The sequence below is a fragment of the Nonomuraea sp. NPDC050451 genome (genome assembly GCF_044458585.1).
The window spans coordinates 99,549-120,133 of the sequence record NZ_JBITHZ010000006.1 but is presented as its reverse complement, the minus strand read 5'-3'; the positions used below and the strand labels follow the sequence as shown (position 1 = coordinate 120,133).

The 20,585-nt window shown below is 69.3% G+C and carries 15 protein-coding genes; 4 read left to right on the top strand and 11 right to left on the bottom strand.

The window, feature by feature from the left end; all coding sequences use genetic code 11:
* Positions 1 to 38: 38 nt before the first annotated feature.
* From ACIBI9_RS21385 to ACIBI9_RS21360, 6 genes are read right to left on the bottom strand one after another with little or no spacing between them, the layout of a single operon-like run.
* Positions 39 to 1,823: a hypothetical protein gene (locus tag ACIBI9_RS21385; protein ID WP_397223900.1), complete on the bottom strand. Its 1,785-nt coding sequence runs from the start codon at positions 1,821 to 1,823 to the stop codon at positions 39 to 41.
* A complete protein-coding gene (locus ACIBI9_RS21380) occupies positions 1,820 to 3,337 on the bottom strand; it encodes a glucoamylase family protein (RefSeq protein ID WP_397223899.1) in 1,518 nt (505 codons plus the stop codon). Before ACIBI9_RS21380 ends, ACIBI9_RS21385 begins: the two co-directional genes overlap by 4 nt.
* Before the next feature lie 10 nt (positions 3,338 to 3,347).
* On the bottom strand, positions 3,348 to 4,169 hold the full coding sequence (locus ACIBI9_RS21375) for a carbohydrate ABC transporter permease (RefSeq protein WP_397223898.1): 822 nt from the start codon (positions 4,167 to 4,169) through the stop codon (positions 3,348 to 3,350).
* Positions 4,166 to 5,089, bottom strand: a complete 924-nt coding sequence (locus ACIBI9_RS21370) for a carbohydrate ABC transporter permease (protein WP_397223897.1) — start codon at positions 5,087 to 5,089, stop codon at positions 4,166 to 4,168. Before ACIBI9_RS21370 ends, ACIBI9_RS21375 begins: the two co-directional genes overlap by 4 nt.
* Positions 5,090 to 5,132: 43 nt before the next feature.
* Positions 5,133 to 6,398, bottom strand: coding sequence for a sugar ABC transporter substrate-binding protein (locus ACIBI9_RS21365; protein ID WP_397223896.1), 1,266 nt, complete (start codon positions 6,396 to 6,398; stop codon positions 5,133 to 5,135).
* Between the two features lie 21 nt (positions 6,399 to 6,419).
* Positions 6,420 to 7,454, bottom strand: coding sequence for a LacI family DNA-binding transcriptional regulator (locus ACIBI9_RS21360; protein WP_397223895.1), 1,035 nt, complete (start codon positions 7,452 to 7,454; stop codon positions 6,420 to 6,422).
* 141 nt (positions 7,455 to 7,595) lie between these two features.
* Between ACIBI9_RS21360 and ACIBI9_RS21355 the strand changes: the two genes are divergently transcribed.
* Positions 7,596 to 8,000, top strand: a complete 405-nt coding sequence (locus ACIBI9_RS21355) for a nitroreductase family deazaflavin-dependent oxidoreductase (protein WP_397223894.1) — start codon at positions 7,596 to 7,598, stop codon at positions 7,998 to 8,000.
* Positions 8,001 to 8,048: 48 nt separating this feature from the next.
* On the opposite strand, the gene ACIBI9_RS21350 is transcribed toward ACIBI9_RS21355, so the two are convergent.
* The gene (locus ACIBI9_RS21350) at positions 8,049 to 11,393 is read right to left on the bottom strand and encodes a S8 family serine peptidase (RefSeq protein ID WP_397223893.1); all 3,345 of its coding nucleotides are present in this window, start codon (positions 11,391 to 11,393) and stop codon (positions 8,049 to 8,051) included.
* A gap of 91 nt (positions 11,394 to 11,484) precedes the next feature.
* Between ACIBI9_RS21350 and ACIBI9_RS21345 the strand changes: the two genes are divergently transcribed.
* Positions 11,485 to 12,666: a TrmB family transcriptional regulator gene (locus ACIBI9_RS21345; RefSeq protein WP_397223892.1), complete on the top strand. Its 1,182-nt coding sequence runs from the start codon at positions 11,485 to 11,487 to the stop codon at positions 12,664 to 12,666.
* A gap of 461 nt (positions 12,667 to 13,127) precedes the next feature.
* On the opposite strand, the gene glgA is transcribed toward ACIBI9_RS21345, so the two are convergent.
* Positions 13,128 to 14,300 (bottom strand): glycogen synthase, encoded by a 1,173-nt coding sequence (gene glgA / locus ACIBI9_RS21340; protein ID WP_397223891.1) that lies wholly within the window; start codon positions 14,298 to 14,300, stop codon positions 13,128 to 13,130.
* Positions 14,301 to 14,483: 183 nt separating this feature from the next.
* On the opposite strand from glgA, the gene glgC reads away from it, so the two are divergent.
* Entirely contained in the window at positions 14,484 to 15,719 is a 1,236-nt protein-coding gene (gene glgC / locus ACIBI9_RS21335) for a glucose-1-phosphate adenylyltransferase (RefSeq protein WP_364260351.1), read from the top strand.
* Between the two features lie 437 nt (positions 15,720 to 16,156).
* Here the strand turns inward: glgC and ACIBI9_RS21330 are convergent, their stop codons facing one another.
* Positions 16,157 to 16,714, bottom strand: a complete 558-nt coding sequence (locus ACIBI9_RS21330) for a TetR/AcrR family transcriptional regulator C-terminal ligand-binding domain-containing protein (protein WP_397223890.1) — start codon at positions 16,712 to 16,714, stop codon at positions 16,157 to 16,159.
* Positions 16,715 to 16,839: 125 nt separating this feature from the next.
* Here ACIBI9_RS21330 and ACIBI9_RS21325 point away from each other — a divergent pair, with 125 nt between their 5' ends.
* Positions 16,840 to 17,463: a VC0807 family protein gene (locus tag ACIBI9_RS21325; RefSeq protein ID WP_397223889.1), complete on the top strand. Its 624-nt coding sequence runs from the start codon at positions 16,840 to 16,842 to the stop codon at positions 17,461 to 17,463.
* A 971-nt stretch (positions 17,464 to 18,434) separates the two neighbouring features.
* Here the strand turns inward: ACIBI9_RS21325 and ACIBI9_RS21320 are convergent.
* Together ACIBI9_RS21320 and ACIBI9_RS21315 are read right to left on the bottom strand one after the other, a co-directional pair.
* Positions 18,435 to 19,652 carry a hypothetical protein gene (locus ACIBI9_RS21320; protein ID WP_397223888.1) on the bottom strand — a complete coding sequence of 406 codons (1,218 nt, stop codon included), beginning with the start codon at positions 19,650 to 19,652 and terminating at the stop codon, positions 18,435 to 18,437.
* 104 nt (positions 19,653 to 19,756) lie between these two features.
* Positions 19,757 to 20,230: a hypothetical protein gene (locus ACIBI9_RS21315; protein WP_397224187.1), complete on the bottom strand. Its 474-nt coding sequence runs from the start codon at positions 20,228 to 20,230 to the stop codon at positions 19,757 to 19,759.
* Positions 20,231 to 20,585 lie beyond the last annotated feature (355 nt).

The window sequence follows — 20,585 nt, the reverse complement described above, 5'->3', positions numbered from 1 at the left end:
GCCCTTGACCTCCACATCGCCCCGTACGGTATCGCCCTTTACGGTGTCAGCTCGATGAAGGACACGCCCGGCATGGGCAGATCGAACTCAAGAGTGACCGTGCTGCCGGCGGCCGTGGCCGGAGGGGCCAGCTCGTCCAGCGTGTTGGCGGCGCGGAGCTTGTCCCACTGCTCGTCCGCCGGCCAGTCGCCGCCGCCCATCGCCTGCCAGGCCGCCTGCACGTTGGAGTGGTCGCGGTCGATGCGGTGGTGGGTGAGCGTGTACTCCCCGTCGCCGAGCCCGTCGACGGTGAGGGACACCGTACGGGTGAGCTCGGGGGTGCCGTCGGCCTGGGCGTGGTTGAGGGTGCCGTTCCAGACCAGCACGCCGATCCTGCCGTCCTCGTGCCTGGCCGCCCACGCCTCGACGCCGGCCACGTCGCCTTCCAGGGTGGCGGCCAGCTCCGCGTCGCCCAGCCGGGAGGCCAGGGTGAGCGCGTGGAAGCGGGGCTTGCGCAGGTTGCCGACCGTCAGCAGGCCGAACCCGCCGTGGAACAGCCGCGGCGGCCGGCCCAGCTCCTCGAAGTGGTCGGAGGCCACCCAGTGCGACAGCGCGGCGATCCTGCCGGCGGCCGACTTCATGCCGTGCAGCAGGAACGCCGCCCCGAACGGCCCGTCGCCGATGCCGTGGAAGTGGGTGGGCGTGGGCCCCCATTCGGTCCACCAGATGGGGACGTCCACACCGTACCTGTCCAGGACGGGACGCCAGTCGAGCGGCGCGTTGCCGTAGGTGTGGCTGGAGACGAAGTCGAGCGCCGCGCCCGACTCCTCGACGTGGGCGAGCAGCTCCTCCACCCAGCCGTCGGCCGCCGAGGCGGGCCCGCCGACGCGCAGGTCCGGGTGGACGTTCTTCACGGCCGCGGCGGTGACGTCGTAGAGCAGGAAGTACTCCTCGGGCGTGCCGGTCCAGAAGACGGCCAGGTTCGGCTCGTTCCAGACCTCGAAGGCCCAGTGGTCGATCAGCTCGTGGATCCCGTACCTCTCGGCCAGGTGCTCGACGAGCGCCCTGACGAGGTCGCTCCACGCCTCGAAGTCCTTCGGCGGCGAGACGACGGCGCCGTAGCCGAAGACGGTCCTGGAGGGGTCGGCGGCCAGGTCGCGCGGCATGTAGCTGAGCTCCACGATCGGCCGCAGGCCCAGCGCCACCACCTTGTCGTAGACCTCGTCCACGCGGCTGAAGTCGTAGACCGCCTGACCGTCGACCTCGCGGTAGACGCCCAGGTCGTCGCAGAGGATGGCGTGCGCCCTGACCGTCTGGACGCCGAGCTCGTCACGCATGACGCGCAGCGCCTCGGCCAGCTCCTCGCCGATGGGCCGGCCGCCGCTCTCGTCGGTGCTCAGCAGGTGCGACAGGTGCTCCGACCCCACCATGTACGCCCACGGGCGCGGCAGCTCGCGGGTCACCCGCCCCGCGTCCACGTGGACCGACACCCCGGCCGGCCCTTCGAGCGGGGCGGCGTGGACGGGCTCGGACAGCGGGCCGGCGTGGTCCACGGCGGCGACCGCGGCCACCTGGTAGGACGCCGCTCCCTGCCCGGTGTCCACGTACCGGCAGGACGGGACGGCGGGCACGTCCACGTCCGGCGGCGTGGCCGGCGCGCCGTCCCTGTGCACCACGTAGCCGATGGCCCCGGGCACGGCGTCCCAGGTCAGCGTCACCTGGCCCGCTCCCGGGACCGCCGACAGGCCCGTCGGGGCCGGCAGCTCGGGCCGGGAGGCCGGGGTGATCGCGCCGGACTCCTGGCCGATGCGCTCCTGCCAGTCGCGGTGGGCAGCCATGTTCATGAAGAGACGTTCCATTCCTCGATTTCCATTACCGGGCGCAGCTTGGCCTCCACGCCCGAGCCCGCGAAGTAGCGGTGCAGGTCGCCGCCGGTGAGCACGTTGCCCAGGGCGGCCATCACCATGCCCTGGTCGAGTGCCAGGTACCACTTGGACACGACCCCCGAGCGGACCGCGACGGCGTCGTAGAAGCCGCCGGGGCCGTAGGCGTCGAAGTTCCGGCGGAGCTTGTCCAGGTTGTCGATGGCCGCGGCCTTCGCGTACGGCAGCGCCAGGAAGCTGGCGTGCGGCGTCACCACGCCGTCGCCGTAGGCGGCGGGCTCCGGCTTGGCCGGGCGGCAGCCCTCGTAACCGGGGTCGGTGCTGGTGCGCTCGCGGTCGGAGGTGTAGCCGGGCTCGTCCATGCCGAGCGGGTCCACGCCGTACTCGCGGTAGCCGCCGTGCGGGTCGTTGGACGGCGAGAAGCCCCAGTAGCCGTACTCGGCCTCGTTCAGGCCGTGCTCGATCTGGGCGCGGACGAACACCGGGTGGTTGCGGCCCCAGCTCTTGGGCGCCCACTTCGCCTCGGGGACCACGAGGTCCGGCATGAGGGCCTCGAACATGGAGCCGCCCCAGTTCGGGACGAAGCGCATGCCGCGGTAGGCGTACGTGCCCTCCCAGACGTTCACGCCCAGGTACTTCTTCCACGAGCCGACCGGCTTCTGGTCCTGCCAGCCGAAGTCGCAGCCGTTGTCGGGGAAGGTGCGGTACGGGCCGAAGTAGCTCTCGCGCGGGAGCTGGCCGAGCGCGATGCCCACGTACTGGCCGATGCGGGTCTCGGCGGGCGCGCCGTAGTGGTGGCAGGTCGAGTAGACGGTCGTGCCGGTGCCGGCGTAGTCGCTCGCGACGTGGCAGCCGTCGGGCGGCTCGGGCCAGAAGCCCCCTCGGATCAGCCCGGTGCCCGCGTCGGGGCGGGCGGCGGGGTCGTAGTAGGAGGCGAAGTTCATGGAGGTCAGCAGACGGTTGGCGCGGGTGGCGTATTGCGGGGTCGCGTTGCGGACCATCATCAGGGCCGCGGCCAGCCAGCCGTTGTCCACGCTGGAGGCGAACAGGCGCACCGGATCGCCGGTCTCCGGCCAGGTGTGGATCAACTGGAGGGTGCCGGGATCGTACCAGTTGTAGAACTGGCCGGTGGGCGTGTTCCGCTCCAGCCGCTCCAGCGCCTTGATCACCCTGGCGATCCTGGCGGCGGCGTCCCCGCCGCTGATCAGGCGCAGGTCGCGGGCGGCGAGGGTGCTCCACAGGTACGTGCCGATGTTGGTGGGCGAGGTGACCTTCGCCCTGGTCGCGAGGTCGCCGGTCACCTTGTCGGCGGGCAGGCCGGTGGCCGGCTCCACCATGGCGGCGATCGAGCGCCAGGTGTCCTTGGCGTAGCGAAGCAGGGTGGCGTCCGCGGAGGCGCCGGCGAGGGCAGGGGCGGGGACGGCCGGCACCGTCAGGGCCAGCACTAACACGCCGGACAGGACTGTCTTGCGCATGGGGGCTCCTCTACTTGAGGCCGGTGGTGGCGATGCCCTGGATGAAGAAGCGCTGCAGGAAGACGAACAGGAACAGGATCGGCGCGATCACCACGACCGAGCCGGCGACCAGCAGGTTGTAGTGGGTGGCCTCGTGCCCGTTCAGGATGTTGAGCGCGACCGGGAGGGTGTACATGTTTTCGCTCTGCGCGACCACGGCCGGCCACAGGAAGTTGTTCCACGAGCCGAGGAACGTGATCAGCCCCAGCGTGGCCAGCGGCGGCCCGCACAGCGGCAGGATGATCGTGAAGAAGATCCGGAACTCTCCCGCGCCGTCCACCCTGGCCGCGTGGATCAGCTCGTCCGGCAGGTCGGCGATGAACTGCCGCATCATGAACACGCCGAGCGGCGTCACCACGGTCGGCAGGATGATCCCGATGAACGTGTTGACCATGCCGAGCTTCGCGATCAGCACGAACTGCGGCATCATGAGCACGATCGCCGGGATCGCGAGCTGCACCAGCACCAGGCCGAAGGCGAGGTTCTTGCCGCGGAAGGACAGCTTGGCGAAGGCGTAGCCGACCATGGAGCAGAACAGCAGGTTGGTGGCGACCAGCACGAGCGCGATGAGCATGCTGTTGGCGAAGGCGTTGCCGATGTTCACCCGCTGGAACAGCTCCACGAAGTTGTCCAGCGTGAACGTCTCCGGCCAGAACGTCGGCGGGTCGCGCCTGATCTCCCGCTCCGGCTTGACCGAGCTGAGCGCCGTCCACAGGAACGGCCCGGCGACCAGCGCCAGCCCCAGGCTCAGCCCCAGGTAGACGACCGCCCGCTGGCGGCGGGTCCGGCTCATCTGCGCCTCCCCAGCCTCAGCTGCAGTACGGCCAGCGCCACGATCACCACGAACAGCACGGACGAGGCGGCCCCCGCGTAGCCGTAGTTGCCGACCCCGAACTGGTTGAAGATGGCCAGCGAGGCCGACAGCGTGGAGTCGAGCGGGCCTCCCCTGGTCATGACCAGCGGCTCCTCCAGGAACTGCATGAAGCCGACCGAGCTGTAGACGGTGCAGAACAGCAGCACGGGCCGCAGCGAGGGCACGGTGACCGCGCGGAAGCGGGCCCAGCGCCCGGCGCCGTCCACCTCGGCGGCCTCGTACAGCTCCCTCGGGATGCTCTGCAGCGCGGCCAGCAGCACGACCATGTTGAAGCCGAAGCTGCGCCAGGCCGTCATCACGATGATCGACGGCAGGGCCGTGGACGTGCTCTGCAGCCAGTTGGGGCCCTGGACGCCCACCAGCTCCAGCAGCCGGTTGACCAGCCCGGCCTCCGGCTCCAGCAGGAACTTCCAGGCCACGGCGATGCCGATGATGCTGGTGATGTTCGGCAGGTAGTAGCCGAGCCGGAAGAACGCGGCCGGCAGCCGGGCGATGCCCGAGTTGAGCAGCACGGCCGCGGCCAGCCCGAGCCCGATGGTCAGCGGCAGCGCGGTGACCACGAAGACCACGGTGTTGAGCGCCGCCTTGCGCATGGCGCCGTCGTTCATGAGCCGCAGGTAGTTGTCGACCCCGACCACGTTGACGGCGAGCGGGTCGCTCACGTCGGTGCTGCGCATGTCGGTGAAGCTCATGCCGATGCCGACCAGCAGCGGGCCCAGGTAGAAGACCGCGAACAGCACCACGAACGGCAGGATGAAGATCCAGCCGATGCCGGCCTGGCGTAAGGTGCCCCTGAGCCTGATCGGCGCCACCCGCCGGGCGGGAACCGCCATGCTCATAGGGCCTCCCGCGTCGGCGCCGCGCGAGAGCCGCCCAGCCCGTTCACAGGCCGGTGCCGATCGTGTCGGCCTGCGACTGGATCGCCTTGAGCGTCTGCTCGGGCGTCTGCGCGCCCCGGGCCAGCTTCTCCAGCTCGGTCTCCAGCACCCTGGCCACCTGCTCCCACGTCGGGAACGGCGGCGGCGTCTTGGCGTCCTTGAGCTGCTCGCCGAAGACCGCGAGCTGCTTGTCGGCGGTCAGCTCCGGCTCCTGCCAGGCCTGCACGACCGCGGGCAGCGACTTCACCGTCGTGTACCACTTGGCCTGGACCTTCGGCTCGCTCAGCCACTGGATGAACTTCCAGGCCGCGTCGCGGTTCTTGGCCTTCTTGAACACCACCATGTCGGACCCGCCCAGGAAGCTCGTCGCCGAGACCGGCCCCTTGGGGTAGGGCGCGACGTCGAACTTGTCCTTGAAGCCGGGGCCGCCGTCGTTGTTCAGCACGCCGACCATCCACGGGCCGGAGAAGAAGCCGCCGACCTCGCCCTTGATGAAGCTCTGCGGGAAGGCGCCCTCCGGGGTGTTGTTGGGGGCGAGCTTCTGGGTGAACAGCGAGGCGTACTGCTTGAGCGCCGTGAGCGCCTCGGGGGTGTCGAACGTGTACTTGCCGTCCTTGACGATCTCGCCGCCCGCCTGCCAGATGAGAGGCAGCACCTCCTGCCAGGAGGCTCCCTGGGTGTAGCTCTGGTTGAAGCCGTTCTTGGCGCCGCCCTTGTCCTTGAGCGCCTTGGCGAACGCGGTGAACTCCTCCCACGTCTTCGGCGGCTCGACGCCGGCCTTCTTCGCCTGGTCCGTGCGGTAGTAGAGGACGCGGGTCTCGACGTACCAGGGCACCCCGTACGCCGTGCCGTTGACGTCGACCGTCTGCCAGGCGCCGGGGAAGAACACGGACTTGTCGACCAGGTTGCCGGGCGTCGGCTCCAGCGCGCCGGTCTTGGCCAGCTCGCCCGACCAGGTGGAGCCGACCATGCTCACGTCGGGCGTGGCGCTGCCCGCGATGGCCGCGGTGATCTTGTCGTGCGCCACGTCCCAGCCGATCGCCGTGACGTTGACCTTCACGCCCGGGTTGGCGGCCTCGAAGTCCTTGACGAACGCGCCGAGCGCCTTGCCCTCCTCGCCCATCGCCCAGACCGTGACCTCCCCCGTGATCTTGCCGGTCGTGACGTTCTGTGCCTGCTCAGGAGTTCTGTCTGCGCTGCGGCCGCAGCCGGCGGCCAGGATCGCGAGGGCCAGCACGCCTCCCGTGGCGCGCCGGGTGGTGGTGTTCACGGACTACCTCCTGGGGGTTGGTCACCGCGGCCGGAACGGATCTCCGGCTCGGCGGTCAGGGCTCGGTGACGTCTCGGGGTGGTCGCCGCAGCTGGAGCGGACCACCAGCTCGGTGGGCAGGCTCTGGTGGCGGGGCAGGTCGCGGGCGCCGGTGATCAGCTCGTCGAGCGCGCGGGCGGCGCGGGCGCCGAGCTCGCGCATGGGCTGGCGTACGGTGGTCAGCGCCGGGCGGGCGTGGCGGGCGGCCATGATGTCGTCCCAGCCGGTCACGGCCAGGTCGCCGGGCACGCTCAGGCCGAGCTCCTCGGCGGCCAGCAGCGCGCCCAGCGCCACCTCGTCGTCGGAGCAGATGATCGCCTCGGGCCTGCCCTGGCCTCTGAGCAGGTCCCTGGCGGCCTCGAAGCCGCACTCGACGGTGTAGTGGCGCGTGTCCACGGCCTCGATCGCGCCGCCGAGCACCGCCCGCACGCCCTGCCAGCGCTCGTCCACGTCGTCCCGGCTGGTCATGGGCGCGCCGAGGAAGGCGAAGCGCTCGTAGCCGTGCCCGGCCAGGTGGGCGGCCAGCTCTCCGGCCGAGGCTCTGTTCTCGCTGCGCAGCGTGTCGGCGCCGGTCAGCGGGTCGCGCGAGATGAAGACCAGCCTCATGCCGAGCCGCAGCAGCTCGGCGACCAGCGGCTCGGGGACGGTGTGGCCGAAGATCAGCATGCCGTCGACCCGCCCGGCGAGGTCCTTGACCAGGTCGTTGACCCGCGTGCGCCCCTTGGTGGACAGGATGACGACGGAGCGCCCCAGCTCGGAGGCGACCTCCTCGTAGCCGAGCAGGACCTCGGTGTAGTAGGGGCCCGCGAGGTCGGGGAAGACGATGCCGTTGGCGGCGTGGCGGCCCTCGGCCAGGCTCACCCCGAGGCGGCTGGGCGTGAAGTTGAGCTCCTCGACCGCCTTGAGCACCTTCTCGCGCGTCCTGGCCGCGACCGGGCCGGTGCCGCGCAGCGCCCGGGACACGGTCGCGATCGACACGCCGGCCCGCTGGGCCACCTCGTAGATGGTCACGTCCATCGAGCGTCTCCCTATTATGTAAGCGCTTCCACTTTGGACTGTAAGCGCTTACACACATGCAGTCTGCCAGGATTGTTAACTTCTCGTACAGACCCCGGCGAGTAACGGTGAGGTCACGCCCTTGAGGGGTAGTCGTCGATCATGCTCTATGGCAAGGAACATGTACGGCGATACCAGGAGACCAACGGCGAGGAGGGACATGACTGGAACAACACGACAGTCCTCCTCCTCACCACGAAGGGCCGCAAGTCCGGCCGGTCTTACACGACGCCGCTCATCTATCAGAAGCACGGCGACGATCACGTGGTCGTCGCGTCCAAGGGCGGGGATCCCGACCACCCTGAGTGGTACAAGAACATCCTGGCCAATCCCGAGGTCGAGGCACAGGTCAAGGGCGACAAGTTCAAGGCCCGCGCCCGTACGGCGGCGAAGGACGAGAAGCCGGAGCTCTGGCGGCTGATGGCCCGTACCTGGCCGGACTACGACGAGTACCAGAAGAAGACCGACCGCGACATCCCGGTCGTCGTGCTCGAACGCGTGAAATGACGGATGCCCCGCCGCACCCGGTCAGGGCGCGACGGGGCTCCCATCACGTCATCTGAGCTGGTAGGCCCTGATGACGGTCTCGGTGAAGCCGTTGCCGCCGGTGTCGGCGGCGTTGACGCGCAGCGAGGCGAACCCGCCGCGCGCGCTGACCGGGTGCCACGTCTGCGCGGCCCACGTGCCCTTGCCCGCCGGGTGCACCAGCGTGGGCAGCCACGTGCGGCCGTCGTCGTAGGAGATCTCCACCGTGAGCTTGCGCAGCGGCAGGTCCGGCGAGCCGTCCTGGCGCTGGACGCTCAGCGGGATGCTCATGTGACCCACCGCCGCCCGGTTGCGGTCGTCCAGCTCGGGGGCGATCTTGACGGTCAGCAGCGGCAGCACCTGGCGCTTGCCCGGCTCGGCCGACTTCGACCTGAACTTCCACTCGGCGCTGACCCGGGTGGAGAACTTGGTCTGCTTCGCCTCGCGGTCGGCGGTCATGGTCAGCCGGTATTCGCTCGTCTTCGTCTCGGCGGGCACGTCGACCGGGCCCGGCAGGTAGTCGGCGGCGTAGATCTCCTTGCCGTCGCGGTAGACCTTGGCCTGCGGGGCCGTGTACTCGCCGTAGGAGACGCGGTCCGGCGTGCTGTCCTCGAACAGCCCGGCCGAGAACTGCATGGTGTTCCCGTCGCGCCAGTTGTAGTCGCCGTCGGGGTTGAGCGCGGCCGCGAAGACGCCGGTGTTCCAGCGGTCGGTGGTCTTCTGGCCGGCCCGGTAGAAGGTGGTCTCGCCGAAGAAGAACTGGTCGACGTCGTTCCAGCCCTCCGGCGGCGTCAGGTACTGGATGAAGGACGGGTACCAGCCGGTGTCGGCGGGCGTGTAGTACTCGGTCCTGCGGAACGGCAGCGAGAAGCGCGACACCTGGCCGTACGGCATCCAGGCCAGCTCCTTCCCGTACAGCACCGGCAGGGCGAAGCGCTCGCCGAACTTGGCGTCCTGCTGTGTGGCGTACGTGGAGGTGACCTCGGCGAGGTCACGGCGGCGCGGCTGGTAGCCGGGGTCGGCAGGGATGCGCGGCTCGGCCTTCATCAGGTGGTAGAAGTACGGGCTGTCGTCGTAGCTGCCGTCGGCCTTCGGCTTGGCCCACTGCGTCCACCGGTAGAAGGCGAAGTTCTTGCTCACGGTCCGGCTCGTCGGGATGGCCTTGATTCCCTCGACGCGGTCCGCGCCCCACATGCCGGCCAGGTCGACGTCCACGCCCATGGGCTGCACGCCCTCGGCGAGCTGGAGCAGGCCGAGCATGCCGATGGCCAGCCGCGCGGTGGGCTCCTCCGTACGGACGGTGACCGGGCGGGCCTTGCGGGCCTCGGCGGCGACGGTGCGGTCGGCGTCGAGGGTGAACTCCGGGTCGGCGGCCATCACCAGGGTGCCGTCGCTGTCCATCATGAGGGTGACGACGGTGTAGCGGTGGCCCTTCTGCAGCCTGAGGTCCAGCGTGCCGTTCGCGATGTCGTAGTTGCGCTGCTCCTTGGCGTCGAGGTCGATCACGCCGGCGAACGCGGCCTGCGCGGGCTGCCCGTCGGTGCCGGTGAAGGTCAGCTTGAGCGCGCGCTTCTCCGGCTCGACCCGCATGCCGATGCCGGTGCGGACGGTGGCGTCGGCGTTCCTGGCGATGACCGTGCCGCTGAACATGCCGACCGGGCCCGGCTGGGCGGTCACCTTGACCTGGGCGGTGCCGTGCGCGGGCACCTCCACGGCCGTGGCGCCGAGCTTGAACGGCGTCACCGTCGCGCCCTCGCCGTCCTTGGCGATCACGCTGAGGTCCAGCCGGACGGCGGCGTCGCCGTCGTTGCGGTAGGTGAGCGTCTGCTCCTTGGGCGCGGGGCTGGGCAGCTCGATCTCGCCCAGGTTCAGGGTGGCGGGCTCGGCGGTGACCTGCTGGGTGACGGCGCGGGCGACGTCCACGCGGCCAGAGCCCTGGACGTAGGCGCCCAGCTCGTCACCGGGCGCGGTGGAGGCCATCAGCGCCGACTTGATCCGGTCGGCCTTCCAGTCGGGGTGCTGCCCGGCGACGATCGCGGCGGCCCCGGCCACGTGCGGGGTGGCCATGGAGGTGCCGCTCAGCGAGGTGTACGAGTCGTCGACCGGGGAACCCAGGCCCGTGCCCGCGGCCCGCGCGGCGACGATCTCCACGCCCGGCGCGATCAGGTCGGGCTTGACCGCACCGTCGCCCACGCGCGGGCCCGTGCTGCTGAACTGGGCGACCGTGTCGTCGTCGCGGTAGGAGGCGCCGACGGAGAGCGCGCGGTCCGCGGTGCTCGGGGAGCCGAGCATCTGGGGGCCGTCGTTGCCCGAGGCGATGACGAACAGCGTGCCGTACTTCTCCGACAGGCTGTTGACGGCCTGCTCCACGGGGTCCACGCCGACCGAGTCGGGCTCGCCGAGGCTGAGGTTGGCGACGCGGGCGCCGTTCTCGGCCGCCCAGGTCATTGCCTCGATGATGGCCGAGTCGGGGCAGTCGCCGGTGCGCACGCAGACCTTGCCGATCAGCAGCTTGGCGCCGGGGGCGACGCCCTTGTACCTGCCGCCCGAGGCGGCGCCGGAGCCGGCGATGGTGGCGGCGACGTGGGTGCCGTGGCCGTTGAGGTCGCGGACGTCGGGCTCGTCGGTGAAGTTCTGGGCCTTGGTGACCAGGCCCTGGAGGTCGGGGTGGTCGGCGTCGTACCCGGTGTCGAGGACGGCGACGGGCACGTCCTTGCCGGTGTGACCGGCCGCCCATGCCTGGGGCGCGCCGATGTGCGGGACGCTGACGTCGAGGGAGAGCTTGGCCTTGCCGTCCAGCCAGATCTTCTCGGGCGCGGCCGCGGCCGTCCTGGCCTGCCCGGTCAGGGCCTTCCACAGCGTGCCCGCGCTGGTGCGGGGCTCGCTCTGGGCGACGCCGTTGATGGCGGGCAGCGGGCGCCCGCCCGCGGCGCGCAGCGTGGCCGCGACGGTCTGGTCCGGGTACGTCGTGATCAGCGGGAGCGCCGGGCTGGCGGCGTCGTCGTAGCCGAGCGCGGCGAGCCGGGTGACGTTGAACAGCCGGGGGTCGAGCCGGCCGGCGGCCAGGAGGGGCATCGCGTCCGTGGGGACGATGCTGAGCCCGTCCTTGCCCCGGCGGTGCACGAACGTGACCTTCTCCCTGCCGGGGCCGGGCTTGACGTCGAGCTGGGTCTGCTTGTCGGGGAGCTCGCGGATGGTGACCTTGTCGCCGGTGACGAGGGTGATCGTCTTGGGCGGTCCGGACGGCTTTTCCGGCTGGGTCGAGCCCGGGGTCGCCTTGATGGAGGGGGCGGGGGTGGGGGCCGCCTGGGCCGGCGTGGCGGCCGCGATGAGGGCCGTTACCACGACGCCCAGAAGGGCGGTTCTCTGAAGCACATCCCGATTTCTAATTGTCAGTGAAATTTGGTGACAAGGTGGTTGATGTGGCCTATTGCGGCAACTGCCGGAATTGGCCAAGATCGTGGGCATGCTTGAGGACAGCCGGGCGCTGGAGGTCGTGGGCATCAGCGCCTTCGACGAGCGGGTCTACCGCGGGGTGCTGGCCAGCCCCGGCATCACCGTGCAGGAGCTCGTCAGACGCAGCGGCGAGAGCGCGGGGCGCATCCAGTCGTCCCTGAGCCGGCTCCGCGCCAAGGGGCTGGTCAGCCGCCTGTGGGGCCGCTCGCCCCGCTGGACGGCGACGAACCCTGGGGCCGCGATCCGCTCGCTGGTGCGCGGCATGCAGGGCGAGCTCGACCGGCTCACCGACACCGCCGACGAGTTGGAGGCAGCCTTCCGCATCGTCGGCCAGGGCACGGACGAGGGCGGCCAGCTCGAGGTCCTGGCCGGGCCAGAGGAGCAGGCCCGGTGGTACGTACGGTTGCAGCAGGAGGCCAAGGAGGAGGTGCTGACCTTCGACCGGCCCCCGTACGTGCTGGACTACCACAACCCGCTCCAGACCGGCCTGCTCCGCAGCGGCGTCCGCTACCGGACCATCTACGTGCCGGAGGCCTTCGACCACGCGGGGGCGCTCGACGAGGTGGGCAGCCTGATCAAGGCCGGCGAGGAGGCGCGGGTCCTGCCGGAGCTGCCGTTCAAGATGGCGATCGTCGACCGGTGGCGGGCCGTCATGCCGCTGCAGATGGACCCGCCGTTGACGCGCGGCGTGCTGATCACTGGGTCCACCATGGTGATGGCGTTGGTGGAGCTGTTCGAGCGGATGTGGCGCGAGGCGCTTCCGGTGCGGCCGGAGCTGTGGCACGAGCCCGGTGATCCGCTGCAGGAGACGACAGACCCTGGGCCGTCCGCGGCGGACCTCGCCCCTGCGGCCGGGCCACTCAGCCCAACGGCGGGGGCACTCAGCCCCGCGGAGGGGCCACTCGGCCCTGCAGCCGCGCCACTCGGCCCTGCAGCCCGGCCACTCGGCCCTGCGGCCGGGTCACTCGGCCCTACCGCCAGTGCGTTCAGCCCTGCGGCCAATGCGCTCAGTCTGGAGGACCGCAGGCTCCTGGCGCTGCTCGCGGCCGGGCTCAAGGACGACGCCATCGCCCGCCAGCTCGGCACCAGCCCGCGCACCCTCCGCCGCCGGCTGCGCCACCTCCTGGACGAGCTCAACGCGGAGACCCGCTTCCAAGCCGGCGCCCAGGCCAGCCGCCGCGGCCTGGTGTGAGCCCGGGGGCGGCGCGTCCCACTCCCCTCGCCCCAGCCGACCGACGGGGACGCAGCCGTCCGCGACTGCGCCCGCACCACAACCCGCCCGCACAGCACGCCAGCCCCTGAGTGCCCGGCCACATGGCGCGGTCGCCCCCGCCAGGACCCGCTCCCCCAGCGCGACCGCCGCCCAGCAAAGGCCCGCTCTCACAGCACGCTCACCACTACCAGGACCCACTCGCACAGCGCGACCGCCACCCCGACAAACGCCCACTCTCACAGCACGGCCACCACTACCACGGCCCACTCCCACAGCACGACCGCCACTCCCCCACCAGGGCCGCTCTCACAGCGCGATCACCGCTACCACGACCCCACTCGCACAGCACGATCGCCACTCCCCCACCAGGGCCCCTTCGCACGGCGCGGTCGCCCCCTCCAAGGGACCTCCACCGCCGTCGCCGGAACCGCCGGCGAGGCTCAGGGCCGCAGGGTCGCGTACAGGTCCATGGTGCGGTGGGCGATGCGTTCCCAGGAGAAGTGCTCGACGGCCCGGGCCCGCCCCGCCACCCCGAGCGCCTCGGCCCGCGCCGGATCCCGCAGCAGCGCGTTGACGCGCTCGGCCAGGTCGGCGGCGAAGCGGTCGGGGTCGTACGGCGTGCCGTCGGCCCCCTGGGAGATCGGGACGAGCAGGCCCGTCTCCCCGTCGGCCACCACCTCGGGAATGCCGCCGGTGGCCGTCGCCACCACGGCCGTCTCGCAGGCCATCGCCTCCAGGTTCACGATCCCCATGGGCTCGTACACCGACGGACACACGAACACCGTCGCGTGCGTCAGCAGCTGGATGACCTCGGGCTTGGGCAGCATCTCCTGGATCCAGAACACCCCGTCGCGGTCGAGGCCGCGCACCAGCTCGGTGACCTCCGCCGCGATCTCCGGCGTGTCCGGCGCGCCCGCGCACAGCACGATCTGGGCGTCCCGGTCGAAGGACCGCGCCGCGCGCAGGAGGTGGACCAGGCCCTTCTGCCGGGTGATGCGGCCCACGAAGACGACGTACGGGCGGCGCGGGTCCACCCCGTGCTTCTCCAGCACGTCGAGGTCGTGGTCGGGGGCGTACTCGGCGGTGTCGATGCCGTTGTGGATGACGCTGACCCTGTCCGGCGGGATCTCGGGGTAGGCCGACAGGACGTCGCGGCGCATCCCCTCCGACACCGCGATGACCGCGTCCGCGCTCGCCAGGGCCGTGCGCTCGGCCCAGGACGAGATCGTGTAGCCGCCGCCGAGCTGCTCGGCCTTCCACGGCCGCAGCGGCTCCAGGCTGTGCGTGGTGATCACGTGCGGGATGCCGTGCAGCATCTTCGCGACATGCCCGGCGAAGTTGGCGTACCAGGTGTGCGAGTGGACGACGTCCGCGCCCTCGCACGCGGCGGCCATCTCCAGGTCCACGCCGAGCACCTGCAGCGCGGCGTTGGCGGCCGCCAGTCCCTCGGGCACCCGGTAGGCCGAGACGCCGGGCTCGGTGCGGTCGGCTCCGAAGCAGCGCACGCGTACGTCGGCCAGCTTCCGCAGCTCCCTGGCCAGGTATTCCATGTGCACCCCGGCCCCGCCGTACACCTCGGGCGGGTACTCCCGGCTGAGCAGATCAACACGCATGAGACGACCTTATGGTGGGCCGCGCCCGGCGGGCCACCACCAGCAGCGAGTTTCGCGCTTGAGGTCAACCTGGGCCGCTCAATGATCTCCCGATGTCCATTGCGCAACAAATCTGGACACGAAGGGAGGTCTCCATGCCGGGATTCGTCGATAGATCGGCCATTTGAGGGTAGCGTCCTGGGCATGAGGTCCCGGAGGGTGCTTGCGGTTGTGCTGGCAGGTGGAGAGGGTAAGAGGCTCATGCCGCTCACGGCGGATCGGGCGAAACCGGCGGTGCCGTTCGGGGGGATATACAGGCTCGTCGATTTCGTCCTGTCCAACCTGGCGAACGGCGGCTTCCTGAAGATCGTCGTACTGACCCAGTACAAGAACCACAGTCTTGACCGGCACGTCTCGCGCACGTGGCGGCTGTCGGCGATGCTCGGCAACTACGTGACGCCCGTGCCCGCGCAGCAGCGGCTCGGCCCGCGGTGGTTCTCGGGGTCCGCGGACGCGCTGTTCCAGAACCTGAACCTGATCTATGACGAGATGCCCGAGCACGTGATCGTGTTCGGGGCCGACCACATCTACCGGATGGATCCGCGGCAGATGGTCGAGCAGCACGAGGACTCGGGCGCCGACGTGACGGTGGCGGCGATCAGGCAACCGCTGTCGCTGGCCGACCAGTTCGGCGTGATCGAGACCGATCCGCAGGGGCGCAGGATCGTGGCGTTCAGGGAGAAGCCGAAGGACGCGGTGGGGCTGGCGGACTCCCCCGACGAGGTGTACGCGTCGATGGGCAACTACGTGTTCAAGACCCAGTCGATGATCGACGCGCTGCGGGAGGACGCGCTCGACCCGACCAGCAAGCACGACCTGGGCGGCAACATCATCCCGATGCTCGTCAAATCGGGCGGGGCCGACGTCTACGACTTCAAGAACAACATCGTGCCGGGCTCCAGCGAACGCGACCGCGGCTACTGGCGCGATGTAGGAACGCTCGACGCCTACTACGAGGCCCACATGGACCTCATCTCGGCGCACCCCGTCTTCAACCTCTACAACGACAAGTGGCCGATCTTCACCGGCCACGATCCGCTGCCCCCGGCCAAGTTCGTGCACAACGACGGCGACCGGGTGGGGCGGGCCATCGACTCGCTGGTGTCGCCCGGCGTGATCGTCTCCGGCGGCACGGCGATCCGGTCGATCCTGTCGCCCAAGGTCGTACTCCACTCGCACTCGCTGGTGGAGGACTCCGTGCTGATGGAGAACGTCAAGGTCGGCCGGGGCGCCGTCATCCGCAAGGCGATCATCGACAAGAACGTCGTGATCCCTGACGGCGCCAGGATCGGCTTCGACCTCGACTACGACCGCACCCGGTTCGCCCTGACCAGGGGAGGGGTTGTAGTGATCGGCAAAAACGAAATCGTCGACCGCTAACCACCCGACCCCACCGGCGAGCCGACCACCTACGTCAGCCGGCCAGCAGCCCGAGCCGACCCACGGCACGCCCAGCTGGCCAGCACCCCAAACCGCCCCATGCACGCCCAACTGGCCAGCTGCCTGAGCCGGCCAACCGCCATGCCCAGCCAACCCGCAGCCCGACCAGCCCCAGACACCCAGCCGACCAGCAGTCTGAGCTGGCCTGCAGCCCAAGCAGCCAGCCCACGCACCCCCAGCCAGCAGTCTGAGCCGGCCTGCAGCCCGAGCAGCGAGCCCACACACGCCCCGGGCGTCCACCCATACCGCCGCCTGACCAGCCGACCCACACACGCCCAGCCAGACGCCCAGCGGCCCGAGCAACCAGCCCACGCATGCCCGGCCAGCCCGCAGCCTTGGGAATCGCCCAACCGGCCCGCAGCCTTGTCGGCAGTCGTCTAACCAGCCCGCAGTCTGAGCAGTCGGTCCACGTACGTCCTGGCGTGCTCAGGGCCGATCGGCCGGTTGAAGAAGATCGCGTGGTAGTAGATCGGGGCCAGGATCACCTCAATGAGCTCCAGCAGCTCAGGCGGATCCTCGCCACGCTCGCGCGCCCGCGTCAGCATGACCTCGAGCTGCACAGCCCGTTCCGTCATGAACGTCTGATAGTCCTCACTGCGCGTGCTGATCTGGGCCGCCCGCACGTACAGACGACCCAGCGGACCGGCCACGTCGGCCGCCGCCTGCATCGCGTACGCCTCCAGGTCGCCGCGGAGCGAGCCCGTGTCGGGCACCGGCGAACCCTTCGCGAGTTGCTCGGTCACCGCGTCATCGACCAGCGCAGGCAGCGTCCCCCAGCGGCGGTAGATCGTCGCCTGGTGAACACCTGATCGCTCAGCCACCCGGGCGATGCTCAACGTGTCCCAGTCCTCCTCGCGCAACAGGTCGATGACCGCATCGTGGACGGCCGCGCGGACCTTCGCGCTACGACCGCCGGGCCGTCGTGAGGGCTGCATGCAGCCACCTTAACGCGAGACCTCTTGCATTAGGACCTCCCAGCATGTTTAGCTTGAAGCGAAATAATTCGCATTAAGGGGGCGAACGGGCACAACGGCCGACGCTCCGACGAAAGGAGCCGCACGTGAACCGTTCTCTGATCAAGGTCGCCCTGTGGGACGTCCTGCCGCCGGTCGCCGCCTACTACGCCTTACGCACGCTCGGCGTGAGCGAGCACTTTTCCCTGCTGGGCGCCTCCCTGACGGGCTTCGTGCGCGCCGCCCACGTCGGGATCCGCGAACGCAGGCTGGACGGCTTCGCCGCCTTCATGTGCCTGATCTTCGGCCTCGGGCTCGCACTCGCCTTCCTCACCGGCGACGAACGCTTCATGCTCGCCGTCAAGTCCGTCAGCACCGGCGTGATGGCGGCCGTACTGGTGGCCACCTGCATGGCGGGCCACCCGGCGGCGTACGGGATGGCCAAACGCTTCGGCGCCGACGACGCCGCCACCGCGGCCCGCTGGGATGTGCTGTACCAGGCGGACCCGAAGTTCCGGCGCGTGTACATGGTCATGACGCTGACCTGGGCCGCAGCCCTGCTCACCGAGTCGGCGGTGCGGATCCCGCTGATCTACCTGCTCCCGGTGGACATCATGGCGGGCCTGTCGTCCGCCCTGCTGATCGGCACACTGGCGCTGGTGGCGGCATGGAGCGCCTGGTACGGCCGCCGCGGCGAACAAACCGCCACAGCCCACCACCAAGCCACGTGACCTCACCCTTCACCTCGCAGGACCTTCGTGAGTCCCTCCGCCCAGGCACACCTGGCGCGGAAAGCATGGTGTCCGACTGCACTTCGCCCGACCGCACGGGGCCAGAAGACGTCACACCCGGCTCCACGAGCCGCACCCTTCCCACGGCCACACAGGCGTCGAAGAACCTAGCGCAGGAATGCACTTCGCCTGACACGCAGAGGCCCGAAGGCATCACATCCAATGCACGAGCAGCGCCCTTTCCGCCGCCGCGCAAGGGCCGGAAGCATAGCATCCGACTGCACTTTCCCGAGCACACGAGGGGCCAGAAGGCGTCACGCTCGATTACGCAAGCAAGGCCCTTCCCACGGCCGCACCGGCCTCGAAGGATACATCGCTCTAATGCACTTCACCCGATACACGGGGCGAGAAGACGTCGCATTCAGCAGGGCGCGATCAGCACCCTTCACCTGGTCACGCAGACGTCGGAGGACATCGCACGCGATTGCACTGGCTAGAGCGCACGGGGGCCAGAAGGCGTCACGCTCAATTACGCAACCGAGACCCTTCCCACGGCCACACTGGCCTCGGAGGAAATAGCACCTGGCTGCACTTCGCTCGGCGCACAGGGGGCCGAAAGGCGCAACATCCGGCAGCGCAGGCAGCGCCCTTCGCAGGGCCATACAGACGCCGGAGAACATAGTGCCCGAATGCGCTTGCCCAACCGCTCAGGGGGCTGGAAGACGTCAAATCCAGCAGGCGCGAGCAGCGCCCTTTGCTTGCCGTGCAGGGGGGGAGGGTGGTGCCGCATCCGACTACGTGAGCAGTGGCGCGGACAACTGTGAGGAGGGGCGCACATTCCCATCAAGCGCTGAGTGCGGAGATCGAGCACCCTGCTGCGGAGATCGGTTTACAGGGGTGGGAATGTGCGGCGGGGTGGGGTCCCGGGGCGCGCCACCGCGCGTCCCCGAGAGCCCGAATCATACTGTCCGTCAGAAACGAACGCCCCAAGGCCAGCCGTGGTGGCCCCAGTCACCGTTCCAAGGCCACCAACCGTGGGCGTCCCACTTGTAGGGCCACCCCCAGTGGTGGTGGTGCTTGTGGCCGTAGTCGTCGTTGTCGTCGTCCTTCTTGCCGTGCTTCTTGTCGCGCCGGTCGTCGTCGTAGGAGTCGTACTTCTTGTCGTCGTCGTAGGAGTCGTACTTCTCGTCGTCGTAGGAGTCGTACTTCTTCTCGTCGTCGTAGGAGTCGTACTTCTTCTTCTCGTCGTCGTAGTCGTAGGAGTCGTACTTCTTCTCGTCGTACTCGTACTTCTTCTTCTCGGACGAGTCGTAGCGCTTCTTGTCGTAACTGGCGTAGTCGTAGTACTTCTTGTCGTAGTCCTTCTCGTACCGGTCGTACTCGGAGGCGTCGTAGTCCTTCTCGTCCCGGTCGTAGTCGTACGACTTCTCAGACTCGTCGTAGTCGTAGGACTTCTCGTCGTGCTTCTTGTCGTACTTCTTCTCGTCCCGGTCGTAGTCGTAGGAGTCGTAGTCCTTCTCGTACCGGTCGGAGTCGTACTTCTTCTCGTCGTCGTACTTCTTCTCGTCCCGGTCGTAGGAGTCGTAGTCCTTCTCGTACCGGTCGTAGTCGTCCTTCTTCTTGTCGTAACCGGCGTCGTCGTACTTCTTCTCGTCGTACTTCTTCTCGTACCGGTCGTAGTCGTAGGAGTCGTAAGACTTCTCGTAGTCGTAGTCGTACGACTTCTCAGACTCGTCGTAGTCGTAGGACTTCTCGTCGTGCTTCTTCTTGTCGTGCTTCTTGTCGTACCGGTCGTAGTCGTAGGAGTCGTAGTCCTTCTCGTACCGGTCGTAGTCGTCCTTCTTCTCGTCGTACCCGTAGGAGTCATCCTTCTCGTAGGAATCGTCCTTCTCGTACGAGTCGTAGTCCTTCTTCTCCTGGTCGTAGGAGTCGTAGTCCTTCTCGTACTTGTCGTTGTCGTAATACTTCTTGTCGTCCTGGTGCTTACGGTACGAGCCGTCGCGCTTGTCACAGGCGCCTGCATCGCGGCGGCCCGCGTACACGCCCCACTTGTCGATCTTCAGCGTGCTCCAGACGTCGGACACACAAAGATCGCCCTGGCTAGCGCTGGCCGGGCCGGCCATGCCGACGAGCGCAGCGGCGACGATCAACGCACCACCGGCTCCGGCCGCTATGAAGTTACCTTTCATGATCTCCCCCCGATATCACGAAGTGACTTTGTCACTCTAAGTAGTTATCACCGTAACGCGGCGTAACGGCACGCCCGGAACCTCTCGTCACTTTGTCGACGCCCTCAACCAAGATCGCTCGGGTATGTCCTCAGCTGACGGCACATGCGGCCAGTTGAGCGGTGATGTCGATCTTGGGAAGATCGTTCCCGACGGCGATAGCTTTCGGTTATGACCCCAGGTCCTGGACCTGCCGGGCCCAGACGCCACATCATCGCCACCATGACGGCGCGACTCCTGCGCGGGCGGTGGGCGGCGGCGTCACTGGCCGCCTGCACGTTATTGGCCAGCGCCTGCGCGACGACCCCCGATGCCGCCCCACCACCGCCTTCACCACCGGCCTCGAACTCGACCCCACTGCTGCTCCCGGCCCCTGCCTCACGGTCGCCCGGATTTGAAGATCCGGCCGTAGGGGGCGCCTCGCCCAGCGCGATGGGATGCCCGTCACGCTGCAGCATCGTGACCACGTCGTAGGCGCGCACGGTGCCGGTGTTGATCGAGGCGACCACCCGCAGCACGTCCGACCACATCCGGCGGATCTCGCGCAGGCGATCTTCGCTCAGACGAAGGTCTTCAACGCGTCATAGTCGGCCTCAGCGCTGATCCCCCGGCCCTTCTGGTCCGACAGGTCGGCCAGCGTGGGCGGGTAGGTCGGCCAGCGTAGGCCGGCAGGTCAGCCAGTTGGGCAGGCAGGTCAGCCAGCGTGGGCAGGCAGGTCAGCCAGCCGTGGGCCGGTAGGTCGCCCAGCAGCGTGGGCCGGTAGGCCGGTAGGCCGGTAGGCCGGCCAGCGTAGGTCGGCAGGTCGGCAGGTCGGCAGGTCGGCAGGTCGGCAGGTCGGCAGGTCGGCAGGTCGGCAGGTCGGCAGGTCGGCAGGTCGGCAGGTCGGCAGGTCGG

Coding starts and splice junctions, on each gene's coding strand:
- ACIBI9_RS21385 (WP_397223900.1), bottom strand. CDS start 1,823: ATGAACATGGCTGCCCACCGCGACTGGCAGGAGCGCATCGGCCAGGAG.
- ACIBI9_RS21380 (WP_397223899.1), bottom strand. CDS start 3,337: ATGCGCAAGACAGTCCTGTCCGGCGTGTTAGTGCTGGCCCTGACGGTG.
- ACIBI9_RS21375 (WP_397223898.1), bottom strand. CDS start 4,169: ATGAGCCGGACCCGCCGCCAGCGGGCGGTCGTCTACCTGGGGCTGAGC.
- ACIBI9_RS21370 (WP_397223897.1), bottom strand. CDS start 5,089: ATGAGCATGGCGGTTCCCGCCCGGCGGGTGGCGCCGATCAGGCTCAGG.
- ACIBI9_RS21360 (WP_397223895.1), bottom strand. CDS start 7,454: ATGGACGTGACCATCTACGAGGTGGCCCAGCGGGCCGGCGTGTCGATC.
- ACIBI9_RS21355 (WP_397223894.1), top strand. CDS start 7,596: ATGCTCTATGGCAAGGAACATGTACGGCGATACCAGGAGACCAACGGC.
- ACIBI9_RS21345 (WP_397223892.1), top strand. CDS start 11,485: ATGCTTGAGGACAGCCGGGCGCTGGAGGTCGTGGGCATCAGCGCCTTC.
- glgA (WP_397223891.1), bottom strand. CDS start 14,300: ATGCGTGTTGATCTGCTCAGCCGGGAGTACCCGCCCGAGGTGTACGGC.
- glgC (WP_364260351.1), top strand. CDS start 14,484: ATGAGGTCCCGGAGGGTGCTTGCGGTTGTGCTGGCAGGTGGAGAGGGT.
- ACIBI9_RS21330 (WP_397223890.1), bottom strand. CDS start 16,714: ATGCAGCCCTCACGACGGCCCGGCGGTCGTAGCGCGAAGGTCCGCGCG.
- ACIBI9_RS21320 (WP_397223888.1), bottom strand. CDS start 19,652: ATGAAAGGTAACTTCATAGCGGCCGGAGCCGGTGGTGCGTTGATCGTC.